Origin of the sequence: Bacillus sp. AF23, from assembly GCF_020861455.1 — a bacterium.
Lineage (GTDB): Bacteria > Bacillota > Bacilli > Bacillales > Bacillaceae > Bacillus > Bacillus halotolerans.
Genome location: NZ_JAJHVY010000030.1, coordinates 54104 through 68306 on the forward strand (window position 1 = coordinate 54104; position 14203 = coordinate 68306).

The following is a 14203-nucleotide window of genomic DNA, read 5'->3' on the forward strand; positions in this document are numbered from 1 at the left end:
AAAGATTGGGTTTTTTATGTGGCGCGCCGGAACAGTTCAGATAAATCAATCCTCTCGCCGATTGTCGGCGGTTTAGGTTTTTCAAGATACTGCTTATCCTGCTCGACAAGCTTAAAAAGCTTATAGGCTGTAAGAGCATCGTCAAGCGCCTTATGATGGGTGCCGGTTCCTTTATCTCCATACTCTTCCGCGGCCTTCCACAAGCCGGTCAGTGTCCGGTCTCCAAAAAAGTTTTTATATTCAAGCGATAAATCTCTCATCTCCCCTTTAAAAGGGAAAGGAATATGGTTAAACATACAATTTTGCTTCAGCACTTTCATATCCATGTTTCCCCACGTGATGATCGTGCAATTTTTTTCAGGATCAAGCTCATTTAATTTACGGATAAAGTCCTCGAACCTCATCCCCTCATCTACCTGGTTTTGCGTAATGTTTAAAAATGATCTGCAGCGCTTCGTCAGCTTGGGGAATTTTTTCGGCCTGATATAACTCGAAAACGTCTCAACTACTTCACCATTAACCGACTTTACAATTCCTGCTTCAATGATTTCCGGAAAAAAATTTTGCGGACTGTATTTTCCTTCGGGCATCGTAAATTCGAAATCAATAATGAGTAAGTTGCCTGCCTCCACTATTTTCACACCTGCCTTTCCTCCGATCAGAAGAATGCTATCTTTATAGTATATCAATTCTCCTTCTCTTCATTTCTTCATTTTCTAAAAATAATGAATTTTCCCAGCCGCATTGTTTCTTTTAAATGGTGCACTGTTTCTTTATAATTAGTAAGGAACCCGAAATAATAAGAAGGTGATGTTATTTCTATCCGCAAGAAAAACTTTGTCATTGTGTGGCTGGCGAATTTCTTTGTATCAGCCAGCACAACGATGATCGTCCCTTTTCTCTCCTTGTATATTGAGACGCTCAGCACCTTTTCCAACGGCTTTGTGCAAAGGTGGAGCGGTTATGTGTTCGGCATTACGTTTTTAATGGCTTTCTTGGTATCCCCATTCTGGGGGCGGTTCGGAGACAAACGCGGTTACAAGAAAATCCTTTTGACAACCGGAACCGGCATTGCCGTCAGCATTTTATTAATGGGCTTTGTCACGTCGGTTTATCAATTGTTTTTTCTGCGTATGGCAATGGGGCTTGTAACCGGATTTATCCCGACATCCCTTGCAATGATTTCCGCGCAGACGCCTAAAAGCTCAGCTGGCAAAACGCTTGGCACGCTCCAAATGGGGCAAGTGTCCGGAAGCTTGTTCGGCCCGCTTTTGGGAGGCGTTCTTGCTGACCACTTCGGCTTTACGTATACCTTTTTTATCACATCCTTTGTGATTTTCTTAGCCGTTCTTCTCGTGTTATTCGGGGTCAAAGAACAGCCGCTCACAGAGAAAATAAATAAACGTCAGTCTTATACGAGAAAAGAAGTGCTCTCCTATATTTTTCACCAGCCCGCGCTTTGGGTCATGATGCTGTTAACCATGCTGATTCAAACAGGAAATTTCAGTATCCAGCCGTTGCTCGCTTTATATGTAAACGAGCTGCACGGATCTGACAATCTGGCCTTTTTCTCCGGCATGGCATTTTCGGCAACCGGACTCGGCAGTTTGCTGCTGGCAAGAAAATGGGGAGATTTAGGAGACCGCTACGGCCACCGCCGCATTTTAATCGGGCTTTTAATCGCCGCCTCTTTATTTTTTATTCCGCAGGCACTCGCTTCTTCATTCAGTGTGCTGCTTGTTTTCAGGTTTTTATTCGGGATGGCGATGGGCGGCCTTCTGCCATGCATCACGGCGGCGATCCGCGTTCAGGCTCCCGGCTCCATCCAGGGAGAAGTCCTCGGCTACAATGTCAGCTTTCGCTTTTTAGGAAACGTTCTCGGACCTCTTCTCGGCGGTATTATATCAAGTCACTTCAATATCTCTGCAGCCTTTTATGTCACAGCATTTCTCTTTTTCGCAGGTGCCTGCCTGCTTTGGATCATGAAGAAATTCCAAAAAGAATCGTATGCCAAAGCAAGCTGATTCTCAGCAAAAATTGAGGAGTCTTCTAAATTTAACCTTCTCGTAAACTCAAAAGAATGGTACGATATGGCTAGAATTTAGGAGAAAAGAGAGTGACCATGTTACGAAAAATGATCGGATGGATTTTGCTCCTTTGCATAATCCCATTGTTTGCATTTACAGTTATCGCTTCCGGAAAAGAAGTAAAACAAATGAAGTCCCTGGATCAGGTGCTTGATAAGAATATTGATTTGAAAGAGATCAGCCTTGTTCAGAACAGCTACATGTACGACAGGGACGGGTCTCTGGTCTCGGAAATCGTCAGCGATGATGAGAACCGTGTGCTGGTTCCCTTCAAGAAGATTCCCGTAGAAGTCAAACAGATATTTTTAACTTCCGAGGACCGCCATTTTTACGAACATAAAGGCTTTGACTTTATGGGGATGGTGCGGGCGGCCGCTTCCAACGTGAAGGACAAAAAGATTGACCAGGGGGCCAGCACCATCACACAGCAGCTTACAAGAAACTTGTATTTGAGCCATGAGCGCTCCTTCAGCCGCAAACTGACTGAGCTCGCGTACTCCTATCAGCTTGAGAAAAAGTATTCGAAAAATGAGATTCTTGAAGCCTACCTAAATACGATTTATTTTAATAACGGCGTTTATGGCGTCGGATCAGCTGCTGAATTCTATTTCAGCAAACCGCTGAAATCTCTCACACTGGGAGAAATGGCTTTTATTTGCGCTATACCTAATAACCCTACATTATATGATCCTCTCAAGCATTTTGACTACACGAAAAGCCGTCAAGAACGCTTGCTTAAAGGGTTAAAAAATGCCGGAGTCATTACGGACAAAGAGCTGAAAAAAGCCGTAAAACAAAAAATCAAACTGGATGTCGAAGAGAAAGAAGACAAATATCCGGACTACGTTTCCTACGTAAATGATGAATTCACTCAACTAGTGTCTGAATCCGAAGGCTTTGATAAGCGTCTTCAAAAAGCGTCAGGAAAACAAAAAGACAAGATAGAAAACGAGCTGTCCGCCAGAGTCAGCACACTTCTGAAAGACGGCGTAAAAATTTATACCGCACTTGATCCATACATGCAAAATCAAGTCGTGGCACAAATGAATTCGAAGCTTCCGTATGCGGGCGTACAGGGCGGAGCGGCTGTGATTAATCACCAGACGCATCAAGTTGTCGCTCTATCCGGCGGCAAAAACTATCGCAAGTATGATTTTAACCGTGCCTACCAAGCATACAGACAGCCAGGGTCATCCATTAAGCCGCTTCTGGATTACGGACCTTATATTGAACAGACAGGTGCGACGGCAAGCAGCACAATTGATGCCGGCAAATTTTGCAGCAGAGACTACTGTCCGCAAAACTACAATAACCGCACATACGGCACAGTAACGCTCGATACAGCGTTTAAAAACTCGTATAATACACCGGCCATCAGAATGCTGGACCGTGTTGGCATCCAAAAAGCATTCAGCTATATTGAGCCGTATCATTTTTCAAAGCTTGTCAACAGCGACTATCTTCTGCCGGCGGCGCTTGGCGGATTTACACACGGCATGACGCCTCTTGAGATGACAAAGGCGTATACAACATTCGGCAACAGCGGAAGCTACTCGCCGAGCCACGCGATTACAAAAGTGACGGATTTAAAAGGAAAAACGATTTATAAATGGAATGACAAAGCGACACAGATATTCAGCGTCCGCACAAACATGCAGCTGAAAAAACTGATGTCTTCCGTTGTCAAAAGCGGGACAGGGAAAAAAGCATATTTCAAAGCGCCTTATATCGGCGGTAAAACGGGAACCTCAAATGATTATCATGATATGTGGTTCGTCGGCCTGACAGATACGTACACAATGGGTGTCTGGGTCGGAAAAGATACACCGAGCAGCGTTGAATACCTTCACAGTATCAGCCCTCAGCTTTCCATCTGGAAAGGAACGCTGCAGGCAGCTTATTAAAGAATCGGAGGGGATCTGCAGTGACATCAAAACAAATTCCAAATCGCGTATTGCTGTTTGACGGTGTGTGCAACTTATGCAACGGTGCCGTTCAATTTATCATAAAGCGTGATCCAAACGGTTTGATTTCATTTGCATCGCTTCAATCGGAAACAGGACAGAGCCTGCTGAAAAAAAGCGTGCTTCCGACTGAGCATTTTGACAGCTTTGTCTTTATTGAAGACGGCCAGGTTTACACTAAGTCAACTGCAGCCATAAAGGTTTTCAAGCATCTGCGGGGCCCATGGCGGCTCTTCGTCTTGTTTTTTGCAGTGCCGAAACCTGTCAGGGATATGCTCTATTCTTTCATTGCCAAAAACCGCTATAAGTGGTTCGGCAAAAAAAATGAATGTATGCTCCCCTCCCCTTCTATAAAAAATAGATTTTTACCATAAACGAAAAAATGGCTAGCTTACACAGGTAAGCTAGCCATTATGCTATTATAAAGCTTGATAAATATGAACAGAATACCGATAACAAATGTAAACCAAAACAGCAGTTCCAACAGAATGAATCCGACCAATGACATGATAGAAAGTGTTGAATAAATCCGGTAAACAACGAACACAAAGTAAGCAAGTGTAACAACTGCAAACCAGATCACAATCCAGATGACATTTTGCAATAGCACAAAGGATAAGATCCCGCCGCCTAAATATATGATAGAGCCCATTCTGACTGTTTTCAGGTTGTTTCCTTCCGGATCATTTGCGAAAAACAGCAGTGACAGCTCAGTCACGGTATTTGCAATTAATTTCAGAGCGGACAGAACCATAAAATATAAAAGTGCAAAGGCCGCAAATAACGCAAGTCTGATTCCTTTCTCTGAGAAGTAATCAAGCATCCCATCGTACATTCCAAATGAAGACAGCATCTTCAATGCATAGAGTGAAGTTGAAATGGATAAAGACGAACTAAAAAGCAGGATCGCAATCAGCGGAAAGTATCCTGTCAAATAAGTATTTTTCATATAAAAAAGTCCCTTTCTGTAATCTACCTCATTTATTATGGAGGACTTAAAACACATTGACAAGATAAATTATTCCATTTTTTCTCCTTTTTACGAATTACGGTCCCAAATCTTCACAAAGCGGCATTTTGAGAGTAAAGTAGTACGCAGGAATCATAAAACGTAAGGAAGTTTTATATGAAAAAAACATTAAAACTGCAAACCAGACTCACCATATTTGTCTGTATCGTCGTGTTAATCGCACTGCTCATCACCTTTTTTACCGTCGGTGCCCAAACCTCTAAAAGGATACGAGATCAGGAAAGAGACACAGCGCTGCAAACGGCTGAAATGGTTGCCGACGCACCGATTACTGCCTCCGCTTTGGAGAGCGAAAAAAACCAGAAGGAACTGCTCAGCTACACACTGGACGTCCAGAAAATTACCGGCACAGAATTTGTCGTTGTCATGGATATGAACGGCATTCGCAGAACCCATCCGGACCACAGCAAAATCGGAAAAAAATTCAGGGGCGGAGATGAAGCCGAAGTATTAAAAGGACATGTCCATATCAGCACCGCCTCAGGCACGCTTGGGAAATCGCAGAGAGCGTTCGTGCCTGTCTACGCCAAGAATGGAAAACAAGTCGGAGCCGTTGCGGTCGGCATCACAGTGAATGAAATTGACGAAGTCATCAGCCACAGCTTACGGCCGCTCTATTTTATTATTTGCGTCAGTATATTCGTCGGCGTCATCGGAGCTGTTATCGTTGCACGTACGGTGAAAAATATCATGTACGGACTTGAACCATATGAAATCGCGACACTTCTTCAAGAACGGAGTGCGATGCTTGAATCAACGAAAGAAGGCATACTCGCTGTCGACGAACACGGCAAAATCAAGCTTGCCAATGCGGAAGCAAAGCGCCTTTTCATTAAAATGGGCATAGAAACAAATCCCGTCGATCAGGATGTCAATGACATCCTGCCGAAGAGCCGTCTGAAAAATGTCATTGAGACCCGAAAGCCTCTTCAAGACAGAGATGTGCGCATTAACGGATTAGAGCTTGTGTTTAATGAAGTGCCCATCCAGCTGAAAGGACAAACCGTCGGAGCGATTGCGACATTCCGGGACAAAACCGAGGTAAAACATTTAGCTGAACAGCTTTCCGGTGTTAAAATGTATGCAAACGCACTGAGAGCGCAGTCTCATGAATTTATGAACAAACTGCATGTGATATTAGGTCTCGTCCAGCTGAAAGAGTATGACGATCTTGGAGATTATATTAAAGATATTGCCATTCAGCAAAAATCAGAAACGAGTGAAATCATAAATGATGTCAAAAGCTCCGTGCTGGCCGGATTTCTGTTGGGAAAACAGAGCTACATACGAGAGCAGGGCGCAAATCTCGATATTGAATGCAGCGGGGTTATTCCAAACGCAGCAGATCCTTCAGTCATTCATGAACTGATTACGATTATCGGAAATCTCATCAACAACGCCTTGGACGCTGTTGCCAATATGCCGAAAAAACAAATCACGATGTCCATGCGTTTTCATGACAAGATATTGGACATCGAAATTACCGATACAGGAGCCGGCATGTCCGAAGAAGACCAAGCCAAGGTATTCGAACAAGGCTATTCAACAAAGGGCAAAAACCGGGGATTCGGCCTTTATTTCACCCAGCAGAGCATGGAGAATTTAAAGGGCCAAATGATTATCACCAGCGAAAAAAATGAAGGAACCACATTCAGTCTTCGCATCCCGTACGAACCGAAGGAGGAAAACCATGATTAATGTACTAATAGTTGAAGATGACCCCATGGTGGGTGAATTAAATAAACGATATTTAAGCCAAATAGAAGGCTTTCAGCTGAAAGGAATCGCCTCTTCCTTTCAAAGCGCTCTGCATATTTTAGGAGAGCATCACATCGATCTCATTTTGCTTGATATTTATATGCCGGGCAAAAACGGGCTTGAGCTGCTGACGGAATTGAGAGCCCAAAATGAAGCGGTTGACGTGATTGTCATCTCTGCGGCAAGCGAGCTGGACGTCATCAAAAAAACACTTCGTTACGGAGCTGTGGATTACTTAATCAAACCGTTTGAATTTGAACGTTTTCAGACTGCCCTTTCTGATTACAGACGAAAACAAAAAGTGTATTCCACCCATCGAAACATGAGCCAAAAAGAATTGGACGCGGAACTGTTTCATAAGAAGGAAGCGACAGAAAAAGTGCACCTGCCAAAAGGGCTGACAAAAAGCACGCTGAAGCTGATTTGGTCCAGCATTCAATCCTTTGAAAACGAGTCCTTTACGACAGAAGACCTGGCAAATCATACTGAAATATCTCAAGTATCCATCCGAAAATACTTAAAATTCCTTGAAGATATACAGGTTCTGAATGTCGAAATGGCGTACGGAACGATCGGAAGACCGGTGTTTCAGTACAATGTCAATACAGGCAACCTTAACGGAATTAAGCAATATTTATAAAAAAACGCACTGTTCATGTCGAGCAGTGCGTTTTTTTCTGTCACATCTCTTGCCAAGGTGCTTGAACCTTTCGCCAATAAGCTATACAAGAATAATAAAGGACTTTTTTGCCTATTTGAGTATATAATTCTAAAAATACTTATTTTTTAAAAAATAATGCGCAATTCTATTTATTTATTTTAAGTAAAATGATAAATTATGAGTGGTTAGTTGATCCCTAGACTAAGTCATAAGTCACACTTCAGAAAGAGATGTCACGGTTTTCCGCCCGGAACACCTTCAACATCCTTCTCTTCCCCGCCTTTCGAAGGAAACACTCACGCCACACTTACTAAGGGAAGATCAGAACTGTCTCAGCTCATTCTAATTGTTATTATCTGAAAATTTTATCGATTCTAATAATTGAGTGAGGCATCCCATCTCATGACTGACCGGATCAGCTCAGGCCAAATTTTACTGGGGGGTTATATTTTGAATAAACGCAAAATCGGATTGGCGATGTCACTTGTAATCGCAGCGGGCACCATTTTAGGAGCATGCGGAAACAGCGAAAAAAGCAGCGGAAACAGTGAGGGCAAAAACAAATTCAGTGTGGCGATGGTCACCGACATTGGCGGGGTGGATGACAAATCCTTTAACCAATCAGCATGGGAAGGCATCCAAGCCTTCGGTAAAGATAATGGTCTGGAAAAAGGAAAAAACGGATACGACTACCTGCAATCTAAATCAGATGCAGATTATACAACAAACTTAAATAAATTAGCGCGTGAGAATTTCAACTTGATCTATGGCGTTGGTTATTTGATGGAAGATTCAATCAGTGAAATCGCCGATCAGCGCAAAAATACAAACTTTGCGATTATTGACGCAGTCGTCGATAAAGACAACGTCGCAAGCATTACGTTTAAAGAGCAGGAAGGCTCATTTCTCGTCGGAGTGGCCGCAGCCTTAACAAGCAAATCAGGAAAAATCGGATTTGTGGGCGGCATGGAATCCGAGTTAATCAAAAAATTCGAAGTCGGCTTCCGTGCAGGGGTTCAGGCCGTAAAACCTGACGCAACTGTCCAGGTGAAGTATGCGGGCGGATTCGATAAAGCGGACGTTGGAAAAGCAACTGCCGAGAGCATGTATAAATCAGGCGTTGATGTAATTTACCACTCCGCAGGCGCCACCGGCACAGGTGTCTTTACAGAAGCCAAGAACCTGAAAAAAGAAGATCCAAAGCGTGATGTTTGGGTGATCGGAGTCGATAAAGATCAATACGCAGAAGGCCAAGTAGAAGGAACAGACGATAATGTCACCCTTACTTCCATGGTCAAAAAGGTTGATACAGCAGTTAAAGATTTAACGAAGAAAGCAAGCGAAGGCAAATTCCCCGGCGGAGAAACGCTGACATACGGACTTGATCAAGACGGAGTCGGCATTTCTTCCTCTAAACAAAACCTATCGGATGATGTAATCAAAGCAGTTGATGAGTGGAAGAAAAAAATCATCGACGGATTAGAAGTGCCGGGAACAGAGAAAGAGCTGAAAAATTTCAAAGCTGAATAAGAATCGCGGGGATAAGGAGAAGAGCCCTTATCCCTTGTTTTTCTTTCAGAGCAAAGCTGCACATGTCCTTGCGGCTTTTCTATTGCCAGTCTCTTATTTAAAAGCATCTTGAAAAAAGGAGCGGTCAATTCTGTGGAATATGTCATTGAAATGCTCAATATACGCAAGGAGTTTCCCGGTATCGTCGCAAATGACAACATTAATCTTCAGGTCAAAAAAGGCGAAATCCACGCGCTGCTCGGTGAAAACGGAGCGGGAAAATCAACTTTGATGAACGTCCTTTTCGGGCTTTATCAGCCAGAAAAGGGAGAAATTCGGGTCCGCGGTGAGAAGGTGCACATCAACAGCCCGAACAAAGCGAATGATCTCGGAATCGGCATGGTGCATCAGCATTTTATGCTTGTCGATACATTTACAGTTGCTGAAAACATTATTCTCGGGAAGGAGCCGAAAAAGCTCGGGCGGATTGACCGAAAACGGGCTGTCCGAGAGGTTCAGGACATTTCCGACCGATACGGACTTCAAATTAATCCCGAGGCAAAAGTAGCTGACATATCCGTCGGCATGCAGCAGCGTGCAGAAATTTTAAAAACCCTCTACCGCGGGGCTGACATTCTGATTTTTGATGAACCGACAGCTGTGCTGACGCCTCATGAAATCAAAGAGCTCATTCAAATCATGAAGAACCTCGTCAATGAGGGAAAATCAATTATTTTAATTACCCATAAACTGAAAGAAATCATGGCGGTTTGTGACCACGTTACCATTATCCGCAAAGGAAAAGGCATCAAATCACTGGATGTCCGGGATACAAATCAAGACGAGCTCGCCAGTCTGATGGTAGGACGCGAGGTATCGTTCAAAACAGAAAAAAAAGCGGCTCAGCCGGGATCTGAAGTGCTGGCGATTGACAGAATCACTGTAAAAGATACTCGCGGAGTAGAAGCTGTAAGGAATTTATCGCTTTCTGTCAATGCCGGAGAAATTGTCGGCATAGCCGGCGTTGACGGAAACGGACAGTCAGAGCTGATTGAAGCGATTACAGGACTCCGAAAAACGGAGTCTGGAACTATTTCCTTAAACGGAAAACAGATACAAAACCTGACGCCGAGAAAAGTAACGGAATCCGGAATCGGGCATATTCCACAGGACCGCCATAAACACGGCCTCGTTTTGGATTTTCCGATCGGTGAGAATATCGTGCTCCAAAGCTATTACAAAAAGCCTTATTCAGCATTCGGTGTTTTACATAAAGGCGAAATGTATAAGAAAGCACGCAGCCTGATCAGCGAGTACGATGTCAGAACCCCCGATGAATATACACACGCGCGGGCATTGTCAGGCGGAAACCAGCAAAAAGCAATTATCGGAAGGGAAATTGACCGAAATCCTGACTTGTTAATCGCCGCCCAGCCGACTCGCGGTCTTGATGTCGGAGCGATTGAATTTGTCCATAAAAAACTCATTGAACAGCGTGATGCCGGAAAAGCCGTTCTTCTTCTATCGTTTGAGCTGGATGAAATCATGAATCTCAGTGACAGAATCGCCGTCATTTTTGAAGGCAGCATCATATCCAGCGTCAATCCGCTGGATACGACTGAGCAAGAGCTCGGCCTCTTGATGGCGGGAAGCACGCAAAAGGAAGCGGGGAAAGCAAATGGTTAAACGACTCTCTCATTTACTCGTGCCGCTCATTGCAATCATGCTCGGCTTGCTGGCTGGCGCACTTATTATGCTTGCGAGCGGATACAGTGTGATCAGCGGCTATTCCGCTTTATGGAATGGAATATTTGGAGAAATTTATTACATCGGGGAAACCGTCCGGCAGATTACACCTTATATTTTATCCGGATTAGCTGTTGCTTTCGCGTTCCGAACCGGGCTTTTCAATATCGGGGTAGAGGGACAGCTTCTAGTGGGCTGGACAGCTGCCGTTTGGGTCGGAACGGTGTTTGACGGACCGGCATATATTCATATGCCGCTTGCACTGATCACAGCGGCTGCAGCAGGCGGTTTATGGGGATTTATTCCCGGCTTTTTAAAAGCACGGTTCTATGTTCATGAGGTCATTGTCACCATTATGATGAATTATATCGCGCTGCATATGACCAATTATTTGATTTCAAAAGTCATGACAGACAATCAGGATAAGACGGAAAAAATTCACGAATCGGCCTCACTGCGCTCGCCGTTTCTTGAGCAGCTTACGGATTATTCAAGGCTTCACTGGGGGATCGTCATCGCCCTTCTCGCAGCTGTTGTTATGTGGTTTATGATTAACAAAACAACGAAAGGCTTTGAGCTTCGGGCAGTCGGATTCAACCAGCACGCGTCCCAGTACGCCGGTATGAGTGTGCGGAAGAATATTATGACCTCCATGCTCATTTCAGGAGCTTTTGCAGGCCTTGCAGGTGCCATGGAAGGTCTGGGAACGTTTGAATACGCAGCTGTCAAAGGCGCATTTACCGGCGTCGGCTTTGACGGTATTGCCGTCGCTCTTCTGGGCGGGAACACTGCGGTCGGTGTTGTGCTTGCGGCAGCTTTGCTTGGCGGCCTCAAAATCGGGGCATTAAATATGCCAATTGAATCAGGCGTACCTTCTGAGGTTGTCGATATTGTGATTGCCATTATCATTCTGTTTGTTGCTTCAAGCTATGCCATTCGTTTTGTCGCGGATAAATTGAAGAAAAAGGGGGCGAACTAAGTGGACTTTCTGCAGATTGTATCAATCATTGTCCCTGCCACACTCGTATACGCAGCCCCGCTTATTTTAACCGCTCTCGGCGGCGTATTTTCCGAGAGATCAGGCGTCGTCAATATCGGCCTTGAAGGCCTCATGATTATCGGAGCATTCACCAGTGTTTTATTCAATTTATTTTTAGGCCCTGAATTGGGAGCCGCAGCACCTTGGCTTTCGCTCATTGCCGCTATGACAGCCGGCGCGCTGTTTTCACTGATTCATGCGGCAGCGGCGATATCGTTTCGCGCTGATCAGACAGTCAGCGGCGTCGCCATTAATATGCTGGCGCTTGGGGCTACTTTATTTATCGTAAAGCTGATTTACGGAAAAGCGCAAACTGACAAAATTCCCGAGCCTTTTTATAAAACAAGTATTCCCGGCTTGAGCGACATCCCCGTATTGGGAAAAATCTTCTTTTCAGATGTCTATTATACGTCTATTCTCGCAATTGTCCTGGCCTTTATTTCGTGGTTTATCTTGTTTAAAACCCCGTTCGGCCTCCGTATTCGTTCCGTCGGAGAACATCCGATGGCGGCCGATACTATGGGGATCAATGTTTACAAAATGCGCTATATCGGCGTGATGATCAGCGGATTGTTCGGCGGCCTCGGGGGCGGCGTATATGCGTCAACGATTGCCCTCGACTTTACGCACTCTACCATTTCCGGGCAAGGCTTTATCGCACTCGCCGCCCTTGTATTCGGAAAATGGCATCCGATTGGCGCACTCGGCGCTGCCCTGTTTTTCGGATTCGCGCAAAGCCTAAGCATTATCGGCTCACTGCTCCCTCTTTTTAAGGACATACCGAATGTATATATGCTGATTGCCCCTTACGTATTAACCATTCTCGCCTTAACCGGCTTTATCGGGCGCGCAGATGCGCCAAAAGCAAATGGTGTGCCTTATATCAAAGGAAAACGGTAACCATATCTCCCTGGGAAGCGGCTTCTCAGGGATTTTTCCTGCTCCAAAATACCCAATTATTTTAGTTGTTTATTAATTATTTAACTTAAAAAAATATTCTTTGTTAGCGCTTTCTTGTAGACTGTAACAAACAATACATGGGGGTGTATGACAATGGGAGCAATTCACAAAACAGAGGAAGTTTTACCTGAGCACAAAGACACACAGGAGAAAAGCCTGTTTAAGAAAATATGGACTTGGGAAATCGGCGTGATTCCTCTCCCATTATATACAGCATTAGCTGTCATTATTATTCTTGCGGCCTATTACAACGAGCTGCCTGCAAACATGCTGGGCGGTTTTGCCATCATTATGATTTTAGGTGTCTTTCTTGGCGATATCGGCCAGCGGATTCCGATTTTAAAGGATATTGGCGGTCCTGCTATTTTATCTTTGTTTGTGCCATCTTTTTTAGTTTTTTATAATGTGTTGAATCCATCATCATTAGATGCTGTAACCAATTTAATGAAAACGTCTAACTTTCTTTATTTCTATATCGCTTGTCTTGTTGTAGGAAGCATTCTTGGAATGAACAGAACTGTTTTAATACAGGGATTCATCAGAATGTTCGTTCCTTTAGTAGCGGGCACAATTGCGGCGGTTGCGGCCGGCGTGCTCGTCGGATTCATCTTCGGCTACAGTGCCTATGATTCCTTTTTCTTTGTCGTTGTGCCGATTATTGCCGGGGGAATAGGGGAAGGAATTTTGCCGCTCTCGATTGCTTATTCGCAAATATTGGGGTCTTCCGCTGATGTGTATGTGTCGCAGCTGGTTCCTGCCGCTATCATTGGAAACGTTTTTGCTATTATCTGTGCTGCTTTAATGAAAAAACTGGGCGAAAAACGTCCTGACCTAAACGGCAATGGGCGTCTCGTCAAATCTAAGAAAGCGAACGATATTTTCAATCAAAAAGAGGCTGAAGCTAAAATTGACTTTAAACTGATGGGAGCCGGAGTCCTGCTCGCTTGTACGTTTTTTATTTTCGGCGGTTTACTGGAGAAATTTATCTTCATACCGGGCGCTATTTTAATGATTATTTCAGCAGCTGCAATCAAATATGCAAATATCCTTCCGAAAAAAATGGAGGATGGCGCATACCAGCTTTATAAGTTTATTTCATCAAGCTTTACATGGCCGCTTATGGTAGGCCTCGGGATTCTCTTTATCCCTTTAGATGACGTGGCGTCTGTGATATCTATTCCGTTTGTCATCATTTGTATTTCAGTTGTCGTTGCCATGATTTCTTCCGGATATTTTGTAGGCAAGCTGATGAACATGTACCCTGTTGAATCCGCAATCGTTACCTGCTGTCACAGCGGTCTCGGCGGAACGGGAGATGTCGCCATTTTGTCCGCTTCAGGAAGAATGGGCCTTATGCCATTCGCCCAAATTTCTACCCGCCTCGGCGGAGCTGGAACTGTCATTTGCGCGACGATTTTACTTCGCTTTTTCACTTCATAATCATAAAAA

The 14203-nt window shown here is 44.3% G+C and carries 13 protein-coding genes; 10 read left to right on the forward strand and 3 right to left on the reverse strand.

The annotated features are described in order from the left end of the window. Nucleotides 1-14: 14 nt before the first annotated feature. Both kapD and LNN34_RS16085 read right to left on the reverse strand, forming a co-directional pair. Complete coding sequence (gene kapD / locus LNN34_RS16080) at nt 15-632, reverse strand: 3'-5' exonuclease KapD (protein ID WP_024122659.1); 618 nt, start codon at nt 630-632, stop codon at nt 15-17. 77 nt (nt 633-709) lie between these two features. Then, on the reverse strand, nt 710-913 hold the full coding sequence (locus tag LNN34_RS16085) for a hypothetical protein (RefSeq protein WP_044160312.1): 204 nt from the start codon (nt 911-913) through the stop codon (nt 710-712). Here LNN34_RS16085 and LNN34_RS16090 point away from each other — a divergent pair. The 3 genes from LNN34_RS16090 (at nt 816) to LNN34_RS16100 (ending at nt 4425) form a co-directional block, all read left to right on the forward strand. After that, the gene (locus LNN34_RS16090) at nt 816-2024 is read left to right on the forward strand and encodes a multidrug efflux MFS transporter (RefSeq protein WP_348650179.1); all 1209 of its coding nucleotides are present in this window, start codon (nt 816-818) and stop codon (nt 2022-2024) included. The genes LNN34_RS16085 and LNN34_RS16090 overlap by 98 nt on opposite strands. Nucleotides 2025-2116: 92 nt before the next feature. Next, a complete protein-coding gene (locus tag LNN34_RS16095; RefSeq protein WP_202657731.1) occupies nt 2117-3991 on the forward strand; it encodes a transglycosylase domain-containing protein in 1875 nt (624 codons plus the stop codon). A 20-nt stretch (nt 3992-4011) separates the two neighbouring features. Beyond that, the gene (locus LNN34_RS16100) at nt 4012-4425 is read left to right on the forward strand and encodes a thiol-disulfide oxidoreductase DCC family protein (protein ID WP_229043813.1); all 414 of its coding nucleotides are present in this window, start codon (nt 4012-4014) and stop codon (nt 4423-4425) included. A gap of 17 nt (nt 4426-4442) precedes the next feature. Here LNN34_RS16100 and LNN34_RS16105 read toward each other — a convergent pair whose 3' ends face one another. Continuing rightward, nucleotides 4443-5000 (reverse strand): YufK family protein, encoded by a 558-nt coding sequence (locus tag LNN34_RS16105; RefSeq protein WP_024122663.1) that lies wholly within the window; start codon nt 4998-5000, stop codon nt 4443-4445. A 177-nt stretch (nt 5001-5177) separates the two neighbouring features. Between LNN34_RS16105 and maeL the strand changes: the two genes are divergently transcribed. From maeL to maeN, 7 genes are all read left to right on the forward strand, one after another. Beyond that, complete coding sequence (gene maeL / locus LNN34_RS16110; protein ID WP_202657734.1) at nt 5178-6779, forward strand: two-component system sensor histidine kinase MaeL; 1602 nt, start codon at nt 5178-5180, stop codon at nt 6777-6779. After that, the gene (maeM, locus tag LNN34_RS16115; RefSeq protein WP_024122665.1) at nt 6772-7479 is read left to right on the forward strand and encodes a two-component system response regulator MaeM; all 708 of its coding nucleotides are present in this window, start codon (nt 6772-6774) and stop codon (nt 7477-7479) included. Before maeL ends, maeM begins: the two co-directional genes overlap by 8 nt. Nucleotides 7480-7950: 471 nt before the next feature. After that, nucleotides 7951-9030, forward strand: coding sequence for a guanosine ABC transporter substrate-binding protein NupN (gene nupN, locus LNN34_RS16120; protein ID WP_202657735.1), 1080 nt, complete (start codon nt 7951-7953; stop codon nt 9028-9030). A 132-nt stretch (nt 9031-9162) separates the two neighbouring features. Continuing rightward, on the forward strand, nt 9163-10695 hold the full coding sequence (locus tag LNN34_RS16125) for an ABC transporter ATP-binding protein (protein WP_202657736.1): 1533 nt from the start codon (nt 9163-9165) through the stop codon (nt 10693-10695). Beyond that, nucleotides 10688-11734, forward strand: a complete 1047-nt coding sequence (locus tag LNN34_RS16130) for an ABC transporter permease (RefSeq protein WP_059292648.1) — start codon at nt 10688-10690, stop codon at nt 11732-11734. The genes LNN34_RS16125 and LNN34_RS16130 overlap by 8 nt, the downstream gene beginning before the upstream one ends. Then, nucleotides 11735-12694, forward strand: a complete 960-nt coding sequence (gene nupQ, locus LNN34_RS16135; protein WP_202657737.1) for a guanosine ABC transporter permease NupQ — start codon at nt 11735-11737, stop codon at nt 12692-12694. It abuts the gene before it with no gap. Between the two features lie 153 nt (nt 12695-12847). After that, nucleotides 12848-14194, forward strand: a complete 1347-nt coding sequence (gene maeN / locus LNN34_RS16140) for a sodium/malate symporter MaeN (RefSeq protein ID WP_024122670.1) — start codon at nt 12848-12850, stop codon at nt 14192-14194. Nucleotides 14195-14203 lie beyond the last annotated feature (9 nt).

Excerpts from the sequence above, each read along its gene's own strand:
- LNN34_RS16105 (WP_024122663.1), bottom strand. The coding sequence starts at position 5,000 with ATGAAAAATACTTATTTGACAGGATACTTTCCGCTGATTGCGATCCTG.
- maeL (WP_202657734.1), top strand. The coding sequence starts at position 5,178 with ATGAAAAAAACATTAAAACTGCAAACCAGACTCACCATATTTGTCTGT.
- maeM (WP_024122665.1), top strand. The coding sequence starts at position 6,772 with ATGATTAATGTACTAATAGTTGAAGATGACCCCATGGTGGGTGAATTA.
- LNN34_RS16130 (WP_059292648.1), top strand. The coding sequence starts at position 10,688 with ATGGTTAAACGACTCTCTCATTTACTCGTGCCGCTCATTGCAATCATG.
- maeN (WP_024122670.1), top strand. The coding sequence starts at position 12,848 with ATGGGAGCAATTCACAAAACAGAGGAAGTTTTACCTGAGCACAAAGAC.